This is a genomic window from Mycobacterium sp. SMC-15 (genome assembly GCF_045310925.1).
Taxonomy (GTDB): domain Bacteria; phylum Actinomycetota; class Actinomycetes; order Mycobacteriales; family Mycobacteriaceae; genus Mycobacterium.
This window is the reverse complement of sequence record NZ_JBJIAJ010000005.1, coordinates 104,197-123,551: the sequence shown is the minus strand read 5'-3', so window position 1 is coordinate 123,551 and position 19,355 is coordinate 104,197. Positions and strand designations below refer to the sequence as shown.

General features: G+C 67.8%; 18 protein-coding genes and 1 pseudogene. 5 read left to right on the top strand and 14 right to left on the bottom strand.

From position 1 onward, the window contains the following. Positions 1–69: 69 nt before the first annotated feature. Positions 70–678 carry a TetR family transcriptional regulator gene (locus ACJH71_RS09315; RefSeq protein WP_406757736.1) on the bottom strand — a complete coding sequence of 203 codons (609 nt, stop codon included), beginning with the start codon at positions 676–678 and terminating at the stop codon, positions 70–72. A gap of 146 nt (positions 679–824) precedes the next feature. On the opposite strand from ACJH71_RS09315, the pseudogene ACJH71_RS09310 reads away from it, so the two are divergent. Beyond that, positions 825–1,025, top strand: a pseudogene (locus ACJH71_RS09310) (sigma factor-like helix-turn-helix DNA-binding protein); the annotation flags it as partial. Positions 1,026–1,041: 16 nt separating this feature from the next. On the opposite strand, the gene ACJH71_RS09305 reads toward ACJH71_RS09310, so the two are convergent. Then, positions 1,042–1,542 (bottom strand): isoprenylcysteine carboxyl methyltransferase family protein, encoded by a 501-nt coding sequence (locus ACJH71_RS09305; protein ID WP_406757735.1) that lies wholly within the window; start codon positions 1,540–1,542, stop codon positions 1,042–1,044. Positions 1,543–1,545: 3 nt separating this feature from the next. Next, a complete protein-coding gene (locus ACJH71_RS09300; RefSeq protein WP_406757734.1) occupies positions 1,546–2,598 on the bottom strand; it encodes a type III polyketide synthase in 1,053 nt (350 codons plus the stop codon). Positions 2,599–2,758: 160 nt separating this feature from the next. Between ACJH71_RS09300 and ACJH71_RS09295 the strand changes: the two genes are divergently transcribed. Beyond that, positions 2,759–3,268 (top strand): MarR family winged helix-turn-helix transcriptional regulator, encoded by a 510-nt coding sequence (locus ACJH71_RS09295; RefSeq protein WP_406757733.1) that lies wholly within the window; start codon positions 2,759–2,761, stop codon positions 3,266–3,268. Between the two features lie 4 nt (positions 3,269–3,272). Here ACJH71_RS09295 and ACJH71_RS09290 read toward each other — a convergent pair whose 3' ends face one another. Both ACJH71_RS09290 and ACJH71_RS09285 read right to left on the bottom strand, forming a co-directional pair. Next, positions 3,273–4,523: a GAF domain-containing protein gene (locus tag ACJH71_RS09290; protein ID WP_406757732.1), complete on the bottom strand. Its 1,251-nt coding sequence runs from the start codon at positions 4,521–4,523 to the stop codon at positions 3,273–3,275. Continuing rightward, positions 4,520–5,170, bottom strand: coding sequence for a response regulator (locus tag ACJH71_RS09285; protein WP_406757731.1), 651 nt, complete (start codon positions 5,168–5,170; stop codon positions 4,520–4,522). Before ACJH71_RS09285 ends, ACJH71_RS09290 begins: the two co-directional genes overlap by 4 nt. Before the next feature lie 118 nt (positions 5,171–5,288). On the opposite strand from ACJH71_RS09285, the gene ACJH71_RS09280 reads away from it, so the two are divergent. The 3 genes from ACJH71_RS09280 to ACJH71_RS09270 all read left to right on the top strand — a co-directional run bounded on the left by ACJH71_RS09280 (position 5,289) and on the right by ACJH71_RS09270 (position 9,600). Further along, positions 5,289–5,822, top strand: coding sequence for an HAD family hydrolase (locus ACJH71_RS09280; protein ID WP_406757730.1), 534 nt, complete (start codon positions 5,289–5,291; stop codon positions 5,820–5,822). Between the two features lie 72 nt (positions 5,823–5,894). After that, complete coding sequence (locus ACJH71_RS09275) at positions 5,895–6,551, top strand: L,D-transpeptidase (protein ID WP_406757729.1); 657 nt, start codon at positions 5,895–5,897, stop codon at positions 6,549–6,551. Positions 6,552–6,873: 322 nt separating this feature from the next. After that, the gene (locus tag ACJH71_RS09270; RefSeq protein WP_406757728.1) at positions 6,874–9,600 is read left to right on the top strand and encodes a DUF4236 domain-containing protein; all 2,727 of its coding nucleotides are present in this window, start codon (positions 6,874–6,876) and stop codon (positions 9,598–9,600) included. A 95-nt stretch (positions 9,601–9,695) separates the two neighbouring features. Here the strand turns inward: ACJH71_RS09270 and ACJH71_RS09265 are convergent, their stop codons facing one another. The 9 genes from ACJH71_RS09265 to ACJH71_RS09225 form a co-directional block, all read right to left on the bottom strand. After that, a complete protein-coding gene (locus ACJH71_RS09265) occupies positions 9,696–10,946 on the bottom strand; it encodes an HNH endonuclease signature motif containing protein (protein ID WP_406757727.1) in 1,251 nt (416 codons plus the stop codon). 71 nt (positions 10,947–11,017) lie between these two features. After that, entirely contained in the window at positions 11,018–11,893 is an 876-nt protein-coding gene (gene mmsB, locus ACJH71_RS09260; protein ID WP_406757726.1) for a 3-hydroxyisobutyrate dehydrogenase, read from the bottom strand. A 39-nt stretch (positions 11,894–11,932) separates the two neighbouring features. Continuing rightward, positions 11,933–13,096: an isobutyryl-CoA dehydrogenase gene (locus ACJH71_RS09255; protein ID WP_406757725.1), complete on the bottom strand. Its 1,164-nt coding sequence runs from the start codon at positions 13,094–13,096 to the stop codon at positions 11,933–11,935. Positions 13,097–13,105: 9 nt separating this feature from the next. Further along, positions 13,106–14,626 carry a CoA-acylating methylmalonate-semialdehyde dehydrogenase gene (locus ACJH71_RS09250; RefSeq protein WP_406757724.1) on the bottom strand — a complete coding sequence of 507 codons (1,521 nt, stop codon included), beginning with the start codon at positions 14,624–14,626 and terminating at the stop codon, positions 13,106–13,108. 122 nt (positions 14,627–14,748) lie between these two features. Continuing rightward, on the bottom strand, positions 14,749–15,321 hold the full coding sequence (gene rfbC, locus ACJH71_RS09245; RefSeq protein WP_406757723.1) for a dTDP-4-dehydrorhamnose 3,5-epimerase: 573 nt from the start codon (positions 15,319–15,321) through the stop codon (positions 14,749–14,751). A gap of 1 nt (position 15,322) precedes the next feature. Next, positions 15,323–16,330, bottom strand: a complete 1,008-nt coding sequence (gene rfbB, locus ACJH71_RS09240; protein WP_406757722.1) for a dTDP-glucose 4,6-dehydratase — start codon at positions 16,328–16,330, stop codon at positions 15,323–15,325. A gap of 98 nt (positions 16,331–16,428) precedes the next feature. Next, a complete protein-coding gene (locus ACJH71_RS09235; protein WP_406757721.1) occupies positions 16,429–17,286 on the bottom strand; it encodes an LLM class F420-dependent oxidoreductase in 858 nt (285 codons plus the stop codon). 22 nt (positions 17,287–17,308) lie between these two features. Beyond that, positions 17,309–18,799: a flotillin family protein gene (locus tag ACJH71_RS09230; RefSeq protein ID WP_406757720.1), complete on the bottom strand. Its 1,491-nt coding sequence runs from the start codon at positions 18,797–18,799 to the stop codon at positions 17,309–17,311. A 22-nt stretch (positions 18,800–18,821) separates the two neighbouring features. After that, the gene (locus tag ACJH71_RS09225; RefSeq protein WP_406757719.1) at positions 18,822–19,316 is read right to left on the bottom strand and encodes a hypothetical protein; all 495 of its coding nucleotides are present in this window, start codon (positions 19,314–19,316) and stop codon (positions 18,822–18,824) included. Positions 19,317–19,355: the final 39 nt, after the last annotated feature.

Genomic DNA, 19,355 nt, shown 5'->3' with positions numbered 1-19,355 from the left:
CACGGTTGGCGAGGCTGCGCGGTTCACAGTGAGGAGGACTCCGGCGCCGGGGAATGCGCCGACGGGCGCCTAGGGCGTCGCGGCGTCGAACAGTGCGCGCAAGGTGGTATGGATCTGGCGGACGGCATCGTCGATGCTGCCCATCGGCTGCAACAGATGGCTCAGCGTCAACCGGACGTCCACCTCGACGATCGAGTTGAGCTGCCGGTCGATCGCGTCCGACAGGTCGTAGGAGGACCGGACCGCAGCTGCCATGGCCTCGATTGCACCGGCCAGGATCGGTCTCGGCCCCACCGTCAGTAGCGGAGTCAGGCCCGCTTCGGCGTCGTTCTCGCGGGTCAGCGTTGCGGTGACCAGGGGATCGTCGGTGGCGGCGCGCAGGGTGAAGGCGGCGCCGGCCGCCAGACCTGCGGCGACGTCGTCGGGGTGCGATTGGATGGCCGCGATGACCCCGGCGATGAAACGGCTCGTCTCGCGCTGAACCAGGGCCTCGCCCAGCGCCTGCTTCGCGCCGATCTCCTTGTAGAGCACCTGTCGACTGATGCCGACGGTGGCGGCGATGCGGGACATGTTCACCGCTTGCCAGCCCTGTTCGCAGACCAGCGCATGGGCCGCATCGAGGATCCGGTTGTGCAGCATCTGCCGGACCTCGGCCTGAAAATTCGGCACGGCGGGCATGCCTCACAGGGTAGACGACAAAAAGATAGAAATGTCTCGCCGGGTACATCTAAGGTGTATCTGTATCGTTGCCGTACAAGTACTGGGAAGTTGCACCGGGTCGGAGGCGGATCGGGATGGTGCCGTCGTCGGGGAGCGCGGACCAGGTCAAAGGTGCGCTGGCCGGGTTGTCGGGCCGGTATCGCGCGGTGATCTACCGGTCCTACTACCTCGGTTGGACGACTGCGCAGATCGCCGTGGATCTCGGGATCGATGACGACACGGTCAAGGGCGAACTGCACGACGCGCTGTGCGCATTGTGGGCAGGGCTGCGGTCCGTGGACGGCCGGCCGCTGCGGTCGTCCTGACGAGCGCGGGGGCGATTCAGGCGTAGCCCAGAGCCGTGTTCTCCAACCGGATCCGGACCCACAACAGTGCGGCATTGGCCAGCGTGAAGGTGACGGCGGTCAGCCACGCCGTGTGTATCAACGGCAATGCCAAACCCTCGAGGGAAACCGCCACATAGTTGGGATGACGCAGCCATCGATACGGCCCCCGCTGCACCAACGGAACATCGGCCAGCACGATCACCCGGGTGTTCCAGCGTCGGCCCAACGTTCGCACGCACCACCAGCGCAACGCCTGGCTCAACGCGGCCAAGGCCAGCATCGGCCAGCCCAGCCACCCGATGAACGGGCGGTGCAACAGCCACACCTCGGCCACGCAGGCGATCAGAAAGCCGGAGTGGAGGATGACCATGGCGGGATAGTGGCCGCGGCCGAATTCCTTGGCTCCCCGGCTGAAAGCCCAGTCGGCGTTCGAGGTGGACACGGCCAGCTCTGCCAGCCGTTCAAGCCCGACGGCCAGGATCAACAGGTAGTACATCGGCTACCAGCCGAGCAGCACAAGCTCGGAGCAGAATCCCGGACCCATCGCGACCATCAGGCCGAACGAGCCCGGCGGCGGCGGATCGGCCATGGTGGCGCGCAGTACGTCGAGTACTGAGGCCGATGACAGATTCCCGTTCTCGCGCAACGACGTTCGGGTTCGATCCAGCGCGTCGGCAGGCAGGTCCAGCACGTTCTGGACCGCCTCGATGACCTTGGGCCCGCCGGGATGGCAGACATAGGTCGACACGTCATCGGCGGACAGTCCGCAGTCGGCCAGGAAGTTGCGGACATCTTCGGCCAGATACTTCTCGACGACGGTGGCGACCTCGACGGACAGCTTGATCCGGAACCCACTGGTGCCGATATCCCAACCCATGACGTCCTGGGTGTCGGGATAGAGCCGGCTGCGGGTTGCCAGAATTCTCGGCAACCTCGGTCCCGCCGCGCGCCGGTTCGCCCCCGTGGCGATCACCGCGGCCGCGCCGTCACCGAAGAGGCTGGCCGCCACGAAATTGGCCATCGAACGGTCATCGCGCTGGATGGTCAGCGAACACAGTTCGACCGCGACCAACGCCGCCACGTGGTCGGGGTAGGAGCGCAGATAGTCGTACATCCGGGCCACCCCGGCGGCGCCCGCGACGCAGCCCAAGCCGAACAGGGGCACCCGTTTGACGTCGGGCCGCAGTCCGACTCTGGCCGCCAGCCTGGCCTCCAGTGTCGGTACGGCAAGCCCGGTCACCGTCGTGGACACCACCACGTCGACGTCGGCCGGTTTGACCTTGGCGGCGTCCAGGGCTGCCAGCAGCGCCTGCTCCCCAAGATCCAAGGCGACCTCGATGAAGGTGTCGTTCGCCTCGGTGAAACCGCTCAGCTCGGCGTAGCGCGGCAGCGGCAACGCCAGGTGGCGGGATGAAACCCCGCTGGCCTCGAAGAACCGCCGAAATTCTGGGCCGGCGAAATCGCCCAGGGCCTGGGCCGCTTCCTCTTGGCTGTATCGGTTTGGTGGGAATTCAACGGCTACCGCGGCAAGCGAAGGCGAAGAGGGGGTCATGCCGGTGTCACGTTGCCGAGCGCCCAACGGTTCAATTCCGCTACCGCGCTGAACCTTCCGGCCTGTGCCTTCGCGGCCTGCGACCGCCGCGCCGGCGCGCTGAACTTGGCAATTGACGCACACCGACGTGGGCGCGCCGCGCGGTGCGGTAAGAAAGGGCGTGGCAGCTTCCAGTTCCTCCGGCGACGCCGACCCGATCGCGCTGGCCCGCGCCAACTGGGAGCGGGCCGGCTGGGGTGAGGTCGCCGATGGGATGGTGGCGGTGACATCGGTGATGCGCGCCCACCAGATCCTGCTGGCCCGGGTGGAAGCGACCCTGCGGCCCTACGACTTGAGCTTCTCCCGATTCGAGCTGCTGCGGCTGCTGGCGTTCAGCCGTTCGGGCGCCCTGCCGATCACCAAGGCGTCCGACCGGCTGCAGGTCCACGTCACCAGCGTCACGCACGCGATCCGGCGGTTGGAGGCGGCCGGCCTGGTCGAGCGGCTGCCGCACCCCACCGACGGCCGCACCACGCTGGTGTCCATCACCGATTTGGGCCGCACCACAGTCGCGGACGCGACGGTCAGCCTCAACCGTGAGGTGTTCGCCGATGTCGGTATGTCGGTGCAGGAATCGCGGACGCTGTCGTCGGCGATCGAGACGTTGCGGCGTAACGCCGGAGACTTCTAGGGATTCACGCCCGCGCTGCGGGGGACGGGATGGGGATGGTGGCGGTGACGGCGGTGCCCGCCCCCGGCCGCGACCGGATGTTGAGCCGGCCACCGACCAGCTCGGCGCGTTCGGACATCGACAGCACCCCGTAGCCGCCCATCTCGTCGCCGCCCACCGGGTGCTCGAAGGTGTCGAAACCCACGCCGTCGTCGATGATCTCCAACCGCGCGGTATCGGGATCGGCGGTGATCGCGAACCCCAGCCGCACCGTCGTCGCGGCCGCGTGTTTGACCACGTTCTGCAGACCCTCCTGCGCGATCCGGTACAACGCCAGCTCGATGTGTTCGGGCAGCCGGGTCTCGGCCAGGTCCAGCTCAATCGTGAGTTGCGGGATGGACTGGGCGAGGCTGGCCAGACCACCGGACAGGCCCAGATCGTCGAGCACCGGTGGCCGCAGCCCGCTGATCGCCACGCGCGTCTCCTGCAGGGTCAGTCCGGCGAGTTCACGAGCGGCCTCCAGTTGCGCCGACGCCTCGTGCGGATCGTTGCCCACCGCGCGGGCAGCGGCATCCAACCGGTAGGACAGTGTCACCAGCCGCTGCGAGATGCCGTCGTGGATATCGCCGGCCAACCGGCGCCGCTCGATCTCCTGGGCTTCGATCACCTGCTCGACGAAGAGCTCGTGGGCACGTTCGCGCGCCACCAGCTGCCGGTGCAGCCGGGCCTGGTGCATGGCGCCGGCAATGAGCCGGCCGATCACCCGCAGCAGCTCGACGTCGCCGGGGGTGAACTTGCGGCGCGTCACGGTGTGCACGTTGAGCACACCCACCAGCCCGCCCGGATCGGTCTCCATCGGCACCGACACCATCGAGGTGAAGTCACGCCCGCGCAGCGACTCGATCGGCAGGTAGCGCGGGTCGGACTCCTTGTTGTCGCTGATCACCACCGGCTCTCGGTGCCGCGCCACCCAGCCCGACACCCCTGATCCCAGCGGCAGCCGGATCTTGCCCACCTCGGTGTCGAACGGCGGGGTCGCGCCGGTCAGGGTCAGCGAGCGCTCGGTGTCGTCGAGGACGTGCACGAAGCAGACGTCGGTGCCGGTGGCTGCGGTGATCATCCGGGCGGCCGCGGCGGCCAGCGGTTCCACCCCGGGCCCGCTGGAGGCGGCCTGGATGAGCTCCCGCAACAGCGCCAGCTCATGGTTGGCGTCGACGAAGTCCCGTACCGCATTGGGTTTGCGGGGGCGGGAGCGCGGGCCGCCTGCGGAACTCACCGGTAGATGCCTTCGCGCAGTGCGGTGGCCACCGCACCGGTCCGGTCGGAGACCCCGAGCTTGCGGTAGATCGAGCGGAGATGGGATTTGACCGTCTCGTCGCCGATCACCAGCTTGGTGGCGATCCCGCGGTTGGACAGCCCGCTGACCATGTAGGCCAGGATCTCACTTTCCCGCTGGGTGAGCCCCTGGCGGGCGCCGGGCCAGAACTCATCGCGCTGCAGGCGGGCGGCGGTGCCGGCCGCCCGTGCCGCCAGACCCGGGTCGATCACCGTCTCACCGCGGTGCGCCAACTCGATCTGGTGCACCAGATCATCGCTGCTGATGCTCTTGAGCAGGTAGCCGCTCGCGCCGACGCGCAGCGCCTCGAACAGGTACTGCTCGTCGTCGTAGACCGAGAGCATCACGACCTTGCGTTCCGGGTCGCGTTCCCGCAGCGCCAGGCACAGGTCCAGGCCGCTCTCACCGCGCATCCGCACGTCGCACAGCACGACGTCCGGGTCGGTTTCGCCGATCACGGCGATGGCCTGCTCGGCGTTGATCGCCTGCCCGACCACTTCGATCCGGTCGGTGAACGCGGTGAGCATGGCCCGCAGGCCCTCGATCACCATTTCGTGGTCGTCGACGAGGACCAGGCGCACGGGCATAGCAAGACAATAAAGCCTCCCGCGGCCGCCCCCGGAACGGTTCCATTGGGCGATTTCCCCGCCCAGATCCCCCCAATGGGGGAGGACACTCGCGCTCGTTTCCGGCACGGTGTCTGTTATGCAGATCACAACTGAACTCGCGACATGGACCGGTCCGGGCCGCCCGTTCTGGTGGGACCAGATGCACCCGGATGCCGAGGTTTACCCCCTACAAGCGGTGATCTTTGATCTCGACGCGCTCGCCGACGCTGACGGTGAACCCCGGTCGGGCCTGGTGGACCTGGTGTTGAGCCTGTTCGCCACCGGTCTGTGGATCGCAGTGGTCGGCGCCGGCCCGCGTGCCTGGGTGCAGGAGCGGGTGCGCGAACTGATCGGCGACGGCATGGCCGAGACCGTGGTCAGCGCGGACGACCTGACCGGTCCGGCCGGTGATGCCGAGCTCTACCGGCTGGCGCTGTGGGAGCTGGGCATTGTGGCCGGAGAGGCGCTGGTGATCGCCGGATACGAGTCCGGGGCCCGTACCGCAGCCGCGATCGGCCTTCCGGCGATCTACGCGGGTTCCAGTCGTTATGACGGGTTGCTGGCCAACGGATGCCGGGAGTTGCAGTCGCAGCGGGTGGTCGCCCGATTCAGCTCCCGCGAAGCGGGTTGATCTCGGCGCCGGTTGCCGCCGCGCCGCAGTCATTGTTTGACGCTGACGCCTCCGGTCGCTGACCATGATGTGGTGCGTCGACTGGTGGTTCTTTGGTGCGTAGCGCTGTGTGCGATGGGAGTGACATCGGTGACCGCGCCGCTGGCCGCGGCGGTCGTCGAACCGTGGTTCGGAAATGCGGTCGGCAACGCCACCCAAGTCGTTTCGGTTGTCGGAGTGGGTCATTCGACCGCAAAGATCGACGTCTACCAACGGACGCCCGCAGGCTGGGAACCGGTCGCGGCCGGGATCCCGGCGCATGTCGGCTCGGCGGGCATCACGCGAGAGACCAAGGAAGGCGAGCCGTCGACCCCGATGGGCATTTACACCCTGGATTCGGCGTTCGGCACCGCGGGAAATCCCGGCGGTGGCCTGCCGTACGTGCAAGTCGGGTCCGACCACTGGTGGGACAGCGACTCGGGCAGCCCGACCTACAACACCATGCAGGTCTGCAAAAAGGCTCAGTGCCCGTTCGACACGGCGGTCAGCGAGAACCTCAACATCCCGCAGTACCGGCACGCGGTGGTCATCGGCGTCAACAAAGCCCGCATACCCGGTGCCAGCTCTGCCTACTTCTTTCACACCACCGACGGCGGGCCGACGGCGGGCTGCGTGGCGATCGATGACGCCACACTGGTGAAGATCATCGGCTGGCTACGGCCCGGCGCGGTGATGGCAATCGCGAAGTAGCCGGCAGGCCGCAGATCAGCGCCAGAACCCGGACGGCAATGGGCAGAATGCGAATCTGGAGTTCCTGGCCGCCAAAAACCGGAGAAGTCGCAAGCGTTTCAATGTTGCTATGAAGGGGCCGGCCCCGACCCCTCGCGTCGAGATGCCGCCCCTCATACCGAAGGCGCCGCCGCCAATACCGAGTCGCGTGGCGTGACGGTACCCGTGCGCCCACCGCGCCGTAGCAAAATGAGGAGCGGTCAAGATGTAGAACTGAGGCCGCCGATTCTGTCGTCGCTCGCCACCGATGGCGCCCGCCTGTTCCTGCCGCCAGAGCTACCCAATGATGGCCGGCTGTTCTGGCCCCCGCAAACATGATGTGTGGCACGATGCCGTCGACAGGGACGAAAGACGAGGCATCGAAGTGAGCTTCTATCTGCGCAAAAGCATCAAGGCGGGCCCGTTTCGGTTCAATCTGAGCAAATCCGGCATCGGTGTCAGTGCCGGTATTCCGGGGTTCCGTGTCGGCACCGGCCCGCGCGGACATTACGTGCACATGGGCCGTGGCGGCGTGTACTACCGGGCAACGCTCGGCCCTAGGTCGCAGCTACATGCCCCGCCACCCACCAAACCGACGCAGGGCGTTTCTGGTCAGCCTTTTCGGCCCAGCGGCGTGGTCATGGAGGACGTCACCGGCAGCACGGCCTTCGAGTTGGAGCCGACCAGTAGTGACGACGTGGTTGAGCAACTCAACGGCGCGTCGAGCCGGGTGGCATGGGGCTGGTGGGCGATCGGCGCGGTGTTTTTGCTCGGCTTGTCGACGCTGCCGTTCGGACTGATCGTCTGGGTATTGGCGGCTCCCGGGTGCGCATGGCTGGTGCTCAACGACCGCGCGCACAAGACGGTGGTGCTGTTCTACGACGTCCACGACGAGCAAGCGTCCTGGTTCGACTCCCTGGTGACGCAATGGGATTGGCTGACAGACTCGCAGCGGGTCTGGCGGGTGCTGCAATCGGGTGCGGTGACTACCACCTATCAGTTCAAGACGAACTCCGGTGCCGGAAGGCTGCTGTCGCGGGTGACGGGCTCGGCGACGACGGCGGGCCCCAAGGAATTGGCCACCAACATCGCCGTCCCGTCAATCCGGGCAGGCAAAGCTGCCCTGTACTTCCTGCCCGACCGCGCCCTGATACAGGAGGGCAAGCACTTCAGCGACGTCGGCTACGCGCATCTGCACGCGTCTGCTGGCCGCACCCGATTCATTGAGGACGCTGCTCCGCCCGGCGACGCCGTCCAGGTGGATTACACGTGGCAGTACGTGAACGTCAAGGGCGGACCTGACCGGCGCTACAAGGACAACCGCCAGCTACCGGTGATGCGCTACAGCACCCTCGACATCACCTCCCCGCAAGGGCTGCAATGGCAACTTCAAGTGTCCCGCGATGGTTCTACCGACGCGGTGGCGAAGGCACTGTCGGCGAGTCGCGGCCCGCAAATCCGTACCGCCATCGAGCCGATAGCCCAGCAAATTCCGCAGCTCAATACCGTGACCAAACCGCGCAATCCTGCTTCCGCCCCCGACCCGGCGCCACCTGCGTCACGATCCGACTCCGTCGGCACCGGCGGTCCAAACCCCGCACCCACCGCAACGGCATCGGATATTCCCTGCGCTCTGCTCACCCGCACGCCTACAAAGCACACCGTCGACGGCGTTACATTCACGGCGATCGACATCGAGACCACCGGCTTGGACCCCAGCGCCGATCAGATCGTGGAGATCGGCTTGGTCAAGTTCACCGCGGACGGCACGGTCCTCGACGAGTTCGCCACGTTAGTCGACAGCCCTGGTTCAAGTCTTGGCGCCCGGGAGGTCCACGGCATTCTCGACGACGATCTCACCGGGGCGCCGCGCCTGGACCAAGTGCTGCCGGAGGCGTTCGCGTTCATGGCGGGAACTGCCCTCGTCGCCCACAATTTGGACTTCGAGGGTGGATTCCTTGCTGCCGCCGCGGCTCACACCCGGCTGACTCTGCCGCCGGTGCTCGGCCTGTGCACGTTGCAGACCTCCCGGCGACAACTCGAAGGGCGGGCATTCAGCCTGACGTCGATGTACAAAACAGCCACCGGAGGCTGGAACGATCAGCGGCATACAGCGCTCGGCGATGCGCGCGCCGTCCGTGAGGTGCTGCTCTGGTTGCTGCGTACGTCACCTCACCGGCTCTACTTGACGCAGGCGCCGCCCGCCGCAATACCGGTGCCCATGCGGCAGTGCGCCATCAGCTGTCGACCCGTCGGGCTTTCCCGCGCCTCGGTGGCGGAGCTTCTGGATGCATTCCCGCAGTCACCGGTGATACGAGTCGGTGACCCACTGGCGATCTCGCAGTATCAGGCTGTTCTCGCCGATGCCGTGGAAGACGGCCGGTTGACTTACGAGGAAGCAGCTGCGCTCATCGACCAGGCCCGCCTGACCCGACTAACCGGTACCCAGCTTCGACAGCTTCACCAGAAGGCCTGGGAAGCAGCGTTTCCCGAGCATCGCTCCGACTGGGCCACTTTGTCCGCCACCCACCGCAAGGAGATGTATCTGCTCGCCGACGCCCTCGGTTTGACCGTCCTGGCCGAGGAACTTCGTCACGTCATCGAAGCCAGCGCCGAGCCCCCACCGTCTGCCGAGGCCCGTTACCTTCGGGGTCTGCGCATCGCGATCCTCGGTGATCACAGCGAAATCATCGAGCTGCGTAAAGAGGCCGAATCGTACGGCGCCAAACTCGCTGTCAACATCACCAAGACCGTCCGGTGGCTGGCCACCTCAACCCCGGAGGCCACAGACTCGCGGCATATCACCGCCCGCGCACTCGGCATCCCGATCATTAGCCCAGCCGAGGCCCGCGCGCGGCTTTTGGAAGCCGTTCGGGAGGCCGAACTGAAAGCGTTTGAACGACAACGCCAGATCGACGAACAGCTCGCGCAGCGCCGACAACGAGAAGCCGAGGCCGACCTGTACTGGCGGCCCACTTGGCGATCGTGGGAACTTGACTATGATCCGCCGCGTCAGTCGTGGGGCGACTGATTCCGCTCAGCGGGCTTGCGGTGACACCGACCGCGACAGCAGCTCCCCCGCACATGCCCTGCAATCGGGCCTGGGCTGCAGATTGATACGGCCAATCAGTTGGTGCTCGGCGGTGCTTGGGGTTGGAAGGGTTGGTACCACCACCAGTCGGCTCGTTCGCCGGTCGGCCCGGGGCAGGGTGCGACTACCGGTGGCGGGTTGCGCGGTGGGCGGGCCAGGGATCCGGGGTGCAGTTGTCGGCCGTCTGTGTCGGCGACGAGGAGATGACCGGCCGGCCCGGCGATGGTGATGATGCCTCGGTGATGCAGCCGGTGGTGGTAGGGGCAGACCAGGACCAGGTTGTTCAGTTCGGTGGGGCCGCCGTCTTCCCAATGTCGGATGTGGTGGGCGTGCAGGCCGCGGGTGGCGCTACACCCGGGCACGGCGCAGGTGGCGTGGCGGTGTTCGAGGGCGCGGCGCAGTCGACGGCTGATTGTGCGGGTCGATCGACCGCACCCGATCACTTCGCCGGCGCGCTGGAACCACACTTCGCAGGTGGCGTCACAGGTCAGGTATTGCCGCTCGGAATCGGGCAGTAGCGGGCCCAGGTGCAGGTTGCCGATGTGCTGTTCGACATCGAGATGCACCACCACGGTGGTGCGTTGACCGTGCGGTCGTCGTTGTACTTCGGTGTCCCAGCCGGTCTCGACCAGCGCTAGGAACGCATCGATCTGGGTCGGCATCGGGGGATCGTTGTCGGGCTTTGCGCTGCTGCTGTCGCGGTCGCGGCTCCACTCGGCGACCAGGGCATCAAGATGTGACTGCAGTGCAGCGTCGAGCATCGCTGATTCGGTGTGCGGCAAGGCGATGCGCCAGATGTCGAGCTCGGCGTTGGAAGTCTTGGTGATTGCCGGTTGCAGGTCGGACCGTGGAGCGGGGTCGGGGCGTGGCTCCAGTTTGACGGCGGTGCGTAGCTGGCTGACGGTGGCTACACCGGCGAGCTGGGCGTAGTGCTCATCGGATCCGTCGGCGGCTCGTTGGGCGATGACGCCGACCTGGTCTAGCGAGAAGCGGCCCTCCCGCATCCCCTGGGTGCAGCGGGGAAACGCTTCGAGTCGGTGTGCCACGGTCGCGATGGTGTGCGCGTTGCCCGGCGACGTCCCGGTCTTCCAGGCCACCAGCGCGGCGACCGAGCGTGCCCCGGTAGCGCCCCACAGTTCGTCGTGGTCGATTTCGGCGATGATGTCCACGATGCGGCCGTCGATCGCGTTGCGCTGGCCGGTCAACTCCGACAGCTCCTCGAAGAGCACCTCAAGACGTTCGCCGGGACGCGCTTCGGCCCCGGCTGAGGTCGCGGTCGCGGACATGGCATCAGCATGGCAGCAGGGTCTGACAAGTTTGAGCGGCCCGATCGTGAACGATCAGGCCGGCGGGGCACTCAGCTCTCGCGCAGCAGGTTGATCACCGCGCTGAAATCCTGCGCGCCGTGTTTGGCGGCGAAGTCGCGGTAGATCGCCGCGGCGTGGCTGCCGAGCGGGGCGGCCGACCCGGTGGAGGCGACCGCGTCCATCGCCAGGCCCAGGTCCTTGTTCATCAGCGCAGTGGCGAAACCCGGCTCGAAATTCCGGTTCGCCGGTGACGTGGGCACCGGCCCCGGGACCGGGCAGTTGGTGTGCAGCGCCCAGCAGTTCCCGGTGGCGCCGGTCATCACGTCGAACAGCGCCTGGTCGGCCAGGCCCAGCTTTTCGGCCAGCACGAACGCCTCGGCGACCGCCACCTGCTGCACGGCCAGCACCATGTTGTTGCAGACCTTGGCGGCCTGGCCGGCGCCCGCCGCACCGCAGTGGATGATCTTGGCGGCCATCGGTTCCAGCACCGGGGTGGCTCGCGCCACTGCGGCGTGTTCGCCACCGACCATGAACGCCAGTCGCCCGGCGACCGCTCCGGTCACGCCGCCGGAGACCGGCGCATCGAGCTGGGCGAACCCGTGCGAGCCGGCCAGGGCGTGGACCTCGCGGGCGTCGGCCACCGAGATGGTCGAGCTGTCGATGAACAGGGTGTCGGGGGAGGCCGCGGGCAGGATCTCGGCGTAGCAGCCCTTCACCGCGTCCCCGTGCGGAAGCATGGTCACCACCGTGTCGGCGCCGGCCACCGTCTCCGCGGCGCTGGCGTGGATGCTCACGCCGTGTTGCTCGGCGGCCGCGGTGGCGGCCGGCGCCGGGTCGAAGCCGCGCACGGTGTGCCCGGCCGCGGCCAGGTTCGCCGACATCGGCCCACCCATGTGGCCCAGACCGAGAAACGCGACGATTGCCATATGTGCTCCTAAGTGGCCCTGGGGTCTTGGGTGGCGGGGTTACTGCCCGGAACGGACGCGGGCCGCCTCGGCCCGGCCGATCACCAACCGCATGATCTCGTTGGTGCCCTCCAGAATGCGGTGCACCCGAAGATCCCGGACGATTTTCTCCAGACCGTATTCGCGCAGATATCCATACCCTCCGTGCAGCTGCAGCGCCTTGTCGGCGACGTCGAAGCATGCGTCGGTGACGTAGCGCTTGGCCATCGCGCACAGCTCCACCTTGTCGGGAGAGTTGTTGTCGAGCGCGGTCGCCGCGCGCCACAACAGCAGCCGTGAGGTCTGAAGCGCGGTGGCCATGTCGGCGAGGGTGAACCGGATCGTCGGCTCGTCCAGCAGCGACTTGCCGAATGCCGTCCGGTCAGCCAGGTAGCTGCCGGTCTTGTCGAACGCTGCCTGGCCGCCGCCCATCGAGCAGGCGGCGATATTGATCCGGCCGCCGTTGAGGCCGTTCATCGCGATGGCGAAACCGTTGCCCTCCCCGTCGGGACCGCCGAGCATCGCCTCGGCCGGCACCCGCACGCCATCGAAGATCACCTGCGCGGTCGGCTGGGAGTTCCAGCCCATCTTCTGCTCGGCGGCGCCGAAACTCAGCCCCGGCGTGTCCTTTTCGACGATGAACGTGGAGATTCCCCGGGGGCCGTCACTGCCGGTTCGGGCCATCACCACGTAGACGTCCGAGACGCCGGCGCCGGAGATGAACTGCTTGACGCCATCGAGCACGTAGTCGTCGCCCGAGCGCACCGCACGCGTGCTCAATGCACTGGCATCTGAGCCCGCCCCGGGCTCGGTGAGGCAGTAGCTGGCCACAACCTCCATCGACGCCAGTTGTGGCACCCAGCTCTTGCGCTGGTCTTCGGTGCCATAGCTGTCGATCATCCAGGCACACATGTTGTGGATCGACAGATAGGCGGCGATCACCGGGTCGGCGATCGAGAGCTGCTCGAAGATCCGCACCCCGTCCAGGCGGCGCAGCCCGGAGCCGCCGACGTCGTCGCGGCAGTAGATCGCCGCCATCCCCAGCTGGGCCGCCTCCTGCATCACGTCGACCGGAAAGTGGTGGGTGGCATCCCATTCCAGGGCAAAGGGGGCCAGTCGCTTGTCGGCGAACGCTGCCGCGGTGTCGACGATCACCCGTTCTTCGTCATCCAAGATCGTGTTCATAAAGCGGCCCTATTGCATTGTGGGGATGTGGAATTCAGCGCCGTCCTTGATGCCCGAGGGCCAGCGCTGGGTGACGGTCTTGACCTTCGTGTAGAAGGTGATCGACGCCGTCCCGTGCTGGTTGAGGTCGCCGAAGCCGGACCGCTTCCAGCCGCCGAAGGTGTGATAGGCCACCGGCACCGGGATCGGCACGTTCACCCCGACCATGCCGACCTGCACCCGGGAGGTGAAGTCGCGGGCGGTGTCGCCGTCGCGGGTGAAGATCGCCACCCCGTTGCCGTACTCGTGCTCGCTCGGCAGCCGCAGGGCCTCTTCGTAGTCGTGGGCCCGGACGATGCACAGCACCGGGCCGAAGATCTCCTCGGTGTAGATCGACATGTCGGTGCCGACGCGGTCGAACAACGTGGGGCCGGCGAAGAAGCCGCCGGTCAAGTCGGCGTCCCCGAACACGGTGTCGTCGCTGGCCCGTTCGCGACCGTCGATCACCAGCTCGGCGCCGGCGGCGACGCCTTGGCCGATGTAGTCGTTGACCCGGTCCAGAGCGGCCCGGGTGACCAGCGGGCCGTAGTCGGCCTTGGGGTCCAGGCTGTGGCCGACCCGCAGGTTGTTGATCCGCTCCACGAGTCGCGACCGCAGCCGCTCGGCGGTCTGCTCGCCGACCGGCACCGCCACCGAGATCGCCATGCAGCGCTCGCCGGCACTGCCGTAGCCGGCGCCGATCAGCGCGTCGACGGCCTGGTCCAGGTCGGCGTCAGGCATCACGATCATGTGGTTCTTGGCCCCGCCGAAGCACTGGGCGCGTTTGCCGTTGGCCGTGGCCGTCGAGTAGATGTACTGCGCGATGTCGGAGCTGCCGACGAAGCCGATGGCGGCGACTCCCGGGTGGTGCAGCAGCGCGTCGACGGCCTCCTTGTCGCCGTGCACCACCTGCAGTACGCCCGGCGGCAGCCCGGCCTCACAGAACAGCTCGGCGAGCCGCACCGGCACCGACGGGTCACGTTCGGACGGCTTGAGGATGAACGCGTTTCCGCATGCCAGGGCCGGTCCGGCCTGCCACAGCGGGATCATCGCCGGGAAGTTGAATGGGGTGATCCCGGCGACCACGCCCAGCGGCTGGCGCAGCGAGAACACGTCGATGCCGGGGCCGGCACCCTCGGTGTGCTCGCCCTTGAGCAGGTGCGGAATGCCGACGCAGAACTCGATCACCTCGATGCCGCGCTGGATGTCGCCGCGGGCGTCTTCGAGGGTCTTGCCGTGCTCGCGGGAGAGCAGTTCGGCCAGCTCGTCGACATGGGTGTTGACCAGGTCGATGAAGCGCATCATCACTCGGGCCCGGCGCTGCGGGTTGTAGGCGGCCCAACCGCGCTGGGCCGCTGCCGCGGAGGTGACCGCGGCGTCGACGTCGGCGGTGTTGGCCAGCGGCAGGGTGGCTTGCACCTCGCCGGTGTTGGGGTCGAAGACGTCCGTGCTGCGCTGCGAGGTGCCGGCGTTGCGGCGGCCATCGATGAAGTGCGGAATCTGGCGGGTCATGATCGCCAGATTACTAGGACATCCTAGTAAATGCGAGGGGGTGTGATCCTCGAGTGTGCGGATTTGTGGGGTTTGTCGCCGTTGGGCCTACCAATCCGCACAGTCGGCGGGGTGGAGGGGTTCTAGCTCGGCTCCCAGTCGGGGAGAAGCCCGGCGGCGCGGACCTGCGCCAGCGTCGGGGCATCCGCATCGCGGTGCGAGAGCACCAACGGGTGATCGTCGGGCCAGTCGATCCCGATCGCGGGGTCGGTGGCACAGATGGTGTGCTCGCGCTGGGGATCGTATTCAGCGGAGCACAGATACATCACCGTCGAATTATCTTGTAGCGCAACGAATCCATGCGCCAGTCCGGCGGCGAGATACACCGACCGGCGGTCCCGGGCGTCCAGCAGCACCGCATCCCAGCGGCCGTAGGTGGGGGAGCCGACCCGGATGTCGACGACGACGTCGAAGACCGAGCCCGACACGCAGGTGACGTATTTGGCCTGCCCAGGCGGCAGCTGGGCGAAGTGCAGGCCGCGCAGCACCCCGGCGCTCGATACCGAGCAGTTGGCCTGGCGCAGGTCGAAACGGTGCCCGGCGAACGCGGTGAACTCGCGGTCGGTGAACCATTCGAAGAACGTGCCGCGGGTATCGGTGTGCTGGGTCGGAGTGAGCTCCCACGCACCCGGGATGGTCAGTTCGCGCGCGTCCACGTCAGCGTCCCAGCGCCGCGTAGCGGGCCTCGGAGGACTCTTTGAGCGGGGCCCACCAGGATTCGTTGGCGCGGTACCAGGCGATGGTCTCGCGCAGGCCGGCATCGAAGTCGGTGTGCTCGGGCTTCCAGTCCAGTTCGTCACGCAACGCCGACGGGTCGATCGCGTAGCGCAGGTCGTGACCGGGCCGGTCGGAGACGTGGTCGAAGTCGTCGGGGTCGTGGTCCATCAGCCGCAGGATGGTCTGCAGCACGCTGCGGTTGTCGCGCTCCCCATCGGCGCCGATCAGGTAGGTGCGGCCGATATGGCCGCCGGTCATGATCTGCCAGACGGCGCTGTTGTGGTCGTCGACGTGAATCCAGTCGCGGACGTTGGCGCCGCTGCCGTAGAGCTTGGCCCGGCGCCCGGTGAGCAGGTTGGTGATCTGGCGTGGGATGAACTTCTCCACGTGCTGGTACGGCCCATAGTTGTTGGAGCAGTTCGAGATGGTCGCCCGCACCCCATAGGAGCGCACCCAGGAGTGCACCAGGAGATCGGCGGCGGCCTTGGTCGACGAATACGGGCTGGACGGGCGATAGGGCGTCGTCTCGGTGAACCGGCGCGGATCGTCGAGGGCCAAGTCCCCATAGACCTCATCAGTGGAGATGTGGTGCAGCCGTACCCCCTGGGCGCGCACCGCTTCCAGCACGGCGAAGGTGCCGATCACGTTGGATCGCAGGAACGGCTCGGGGTCGGCCAGCGCGTTGTCCACGTGGGTTTCGGCGGCGAAGTGCACCACCGCGTCGGTTGCGGGATCCAGCTCGGCGACCAGCTCGGTGACCAGCGCGGCATCGGTGATGTCGCCCTGCACCAGCCGGATCCGATCAGCGACGTGGTCGAGGGACTCGCGGCTGCCGGCGTAGGTCAACGCGTCCAGCACGGTGATCGTGGTGCCGGGGCGCTGCGCGAGCGTGCTGTGCACGAAGTTGGCGCCGATGAACCCGGCGCCACCGGTGACCAGCAGATGCATGGGGCAACCCTAACGGTGGGGCGAGTGGTGTCGTGGCTGCCAGCGGGAAAACCACGACGCCGCGTCTGCGTGTCGCGTCGTGAGGTTCCCGCTCGCGTTCAGTCCCGCGGCGTCAACCCGAGCGGCCCGGCCAGCTCCGTCAGTGTCGGCAGCAGGTTCTGCCATCCGCCCAGCACCTGGATGGTCACCTGATCCGCGCCGGCCTCCAAATGCTCGCCCAGCCGGGCGGCGATCTGGCCGGCGGTGCCGTGGGCCACCACCGCATCGATCAACCGGTCGCTGCCCGGCGCGCGCACATCGCGGTCGGAAAAGCCCAGCCGGCGCCAATTGTTGACGTAGTTGGACAGCCGCAGGTAGAAGCCGACCGCCTCGCGTCCGGCCTCGCGGGCGGCGGCGGCATCTGTGGACAGCACGACTTTGTGCTCGGGGGCCAGAAACACCGACGGGCCGACCAGCTCGCGTGCGCTGGCGGTGTGCTCGGGAGTGGTCAGGTAGGGGTGCGCCCCGGCGCTTCGCTGCGCCGCCAACTGCAGCACCTTGGGGCCCAGCGCTGCCAGCACCCGGCGGCTGGTGGGCACCCCGGCCTCATCGAGGGCATCCAGATAGTCGGTCAGGGCGGCATACGGGCTGCGGTACTCGGCGGTGGCCTCGGAGTGACCGACACCGATGCCGAGCAGGAACCGATCCGGGTAGGCCGATTCGATGCGGTGGTAGGACTCGGCGACCTGCTCGGCCGGCGCCGACCAGATGTTGACGATCCCGGTGGCCACCTGAAGGGTCGATGTCGCGGCCAGCAGCGGCTCGACGAACGCCAGGTCGGCGGCCGGCGAGCCGCCCACCCAGATCGCGCCGTAGCCCAGGCGTTCGATCTCGGCGGCCTGCTCAGGGGTGGGGGATCCGAAGGTCCACACCGCGTAGCGGCCCAGGTCGGGCTTGAGTGCGAACGTGTCCGACATCGTGACTCCTCGCTCGTCGCGGTTACTCGGTGGGCAGCGGATACGAGTTGTCGACCGGTGGGGGTTCGGCGGCCTTTGGGCGCAGCATCGCCGCCACGTCCACCCCGGACGCCTTCAGCGTCTCCAGCACCTTGGCAATGCCCAACGGACTGATACCCAGCAGACCGCCGATCGCATCATGCGCATCGCCGGCGCCGCCGACGATCGACAGTCGCTCGATGTCCGACAGCGGCGCGGCCGCAGCCTGGGTGGCGGCCACCACCGAGGCCAACACGTCGGGGAGCATCAGCATTCGGGCCGCCTCCGCGCTGTAGCTGTTGAGGGCGTTGGCGATCTCCTTCTTGCCCTCGGCTTCGGCAAGCAGCTTGGCCTTGGTGCCCTCGGCCTCGGCGACCAGGCTCGCCTTGGCGCCGTCGGCCTCGGCCTGGCGTTCCACCCGCAGCGCGTCGGCGGCCGCCTTGCGAGCGTCGGCTTGGGCCTCGCCGGCTTGTCGGGCCGCCTCCGCCTGGGCCTGCGCGGCCAGGATCGCGGCCTGGCGCTGCCCCTCGGCACGGGCCACATCGGCCTGCCGCTGCGCCTCGGCGGGGGCGATCACATCGGCCTGCAGCGCGGCCTGGGCCTGCTCGGCGCGACGCTGCTCCACCTCAATGCGGGCCTGCACCCGGGCGGCCTCGGCCTGCTCGACGGCGATTCCGACGTCCTTCTCGGCGCGGGCGTGCGCCAGCGGACCGGCTTGGTCGGCTTGGGCGTTCTCGGCCTCGGTCTGGGCACGCAGCCGGGCCAGCTCGACGTCGCGCTTCTGATTGGCGGTGGCGATCGCCGTGTCGGCTTCGGCCTGGGCGACCGCCCCCGCCTGACGGGCCTTGGCGGACTGGATCTGGGCGTCCCGCTCGGCCTCGGCGGTCCCGACCGTGGCGTCCCGTTTCACCTCGGCGATGCGGCGTTGACCCAGCGATTCGAGATAGCCGTTGCGGTCGGAGATGCCGGCGATCTTGAGCACGTCGACTTCCATGCCGATGCGGGACAGGTCGGTGCCGGCTTCCTCGACCACGCTGCGGGCCAGCGTGTCGCGGTTGGAGTTGAGGTCCTCGACGGTCATCGTCGCGGTGATGCCACGCAGGCTCCCGGCGAGGATGTCATTGATCTGGCGCTGCAGATCGTCGAGGTCCGAGGTCAGGAAGCGCTGTACCGCGGTCTGCACGGCATCGTCGGCCGAGCCGATCCGGACCAGGCCGACGGCTTCCACGTTGACCGGCACCCCGTTGTTGGACAGCGCGTTCTGCAGGTTGATGCTGACGTTGAACGGCTCCAACGACATGATGTCGACCCGCTCGATGCCCGGCATCCGGAACCTGGCCCCGCCGCGCACCACCTTCGGCTGACCGCGCCCGGTGAACACCGCGACCTCGTTCGGCGGGACCTTGATGTAGTTCTGGACGTAGATCATCGGCAACACGACCAGCAACAGCAGTGCGGCGACGGTGCTGATGACCACGATCAAGACAAGCGACACGATTACTGCCTCTCCAGCTGGGTTACTGAGCGGGTACTGCGACGACGTGCAGGTAATCGGCGTCGACATCGGCGATGTAGACGCGGGTGGCTTTGGCGAGAGTCTGCGGCTCCGGGCTGATCGCCCGGGACCGGACCCGGTTGCCGTCGGGGTCGACGAAGGCGATCTCACCCCACCCGCCGGGCGGCACGTCGATCGTCACTGTGCCCAACAGGCCGACGTAGGCCGACCGTCCGTGCTGGGAATTGGATTCCTGTCGCCGCAGGTAGGGCAGCACCACGCCGTGCAGGATGAGCGCCAGCGTGACTCCCGTGCCGAGTCCCAACGCACCCGCGGGCAGGGCACTGAACCCGGCCCACGTCCCCACCAGTCCGCCGGCACCCGTTCCGACCAGGGCGGCGGACATTCCGGTCAAGCTCAGGAACGGCATCCCGTCGTGCCCGATATCGGTCAGTAGCAAGGCGGTGAGCAGGGCGATCGCGCCGACGGCGAATGCCGCCAGGTAAACAGCCGTCACCACGCCTCCTGCAGATCGAGCGCCGCCACTTCACCGCTT

Excerpts from the sequence above, each read along its gene's own strand:
- ACJH71_RS09250 (WP_406757724.1), bottom strand. The coding sequence starts at position 14,626 with ATGACCCGCCAGATTCCGCACTTCATCGATGGCCGCCGCAACGCCGGC.
- ACJH71_RS09285 (WP_406757731.1), bottom strand. The coding sequence starts at position 5,170 with ATGCCCGTGCGCCTGGTCCTCGTCGACGACCACGAAATGGTGATCGAG.
- ACJH71_RS09305 (WP_406757735.1), bottom strand. The coding sequence starts at position 1,542 with ATGTACTACCTGTTGATCCTGGCCGTCGGGCTTGAACGGCTGGCAGAG.
- ACJH71_RS09265 (WP_406757727.1), bottom strand. The coding sequence starts at position 10,946 with ATGTCCGCGACCGCGACCTCAGCCGGGGCCGAAGCGCGTCCCGGCGAA.
- ACJH71_RS09300 (WP_406757734.1), bottom strand. The coding sequence starts at position 2,598 with ATGACCCCCTCTTCGCCTTCGCTTGCCGCGGTAGCCGTTGAATTCCCA.
- ACJH71_RS09315 (WP_406757736.1), bottom strand. The coding sequence starts at position 678 with ATGCCCGCCGTGCCGAATTTTCAGGCCGAGGTCCGGCAGATGCTGCAC.
- ACJH71_RS09235 (WP_406757721.1), bottom strand. The coding sequence starts at position 17,286 with ATGTCGGACACGTTCGCACTCAAGCCCGACCTGGGCCGCTACGCGGTG.
- mmsB (WP_406757726.1), bottom strand. The coding sequence starts at position 11,893 with ATGGCAATCGTCGCGTTTCTCGGTCTGGGCCACATGGGTGGGCCGATG.
- rfbB (WP_406757722.1), bottom strand. The coding sequence starts at position 16,330 with ATGCATCTGCTGGTCACCGGTGGCGCCGGGTTCATCGGCGCCAACTTC.
- ACJH71_RS09280 (WP_406757730.1), top strand. The coding sequence starts at position 5,289 with ATGCAGATCACAACTGAACTCGCGACATGGACCGGTCCGGGCCGCCCG.
- ACJH71_RS09255 (WP_406757725.1), bottom strand. The coding sequence starts at position 13,096 with ATGAACACGATCTTGGATGACGAAGAACGGGTGATCGTCGACACCGCG.
- ACJH71_RS09270 (WP_406757728.1), top strand. The coding sequence starts at position 6,874 with ATGATGGCCGGCTGTTCTGGCCCCCGCAAACATGATGTGTGGCACGAT.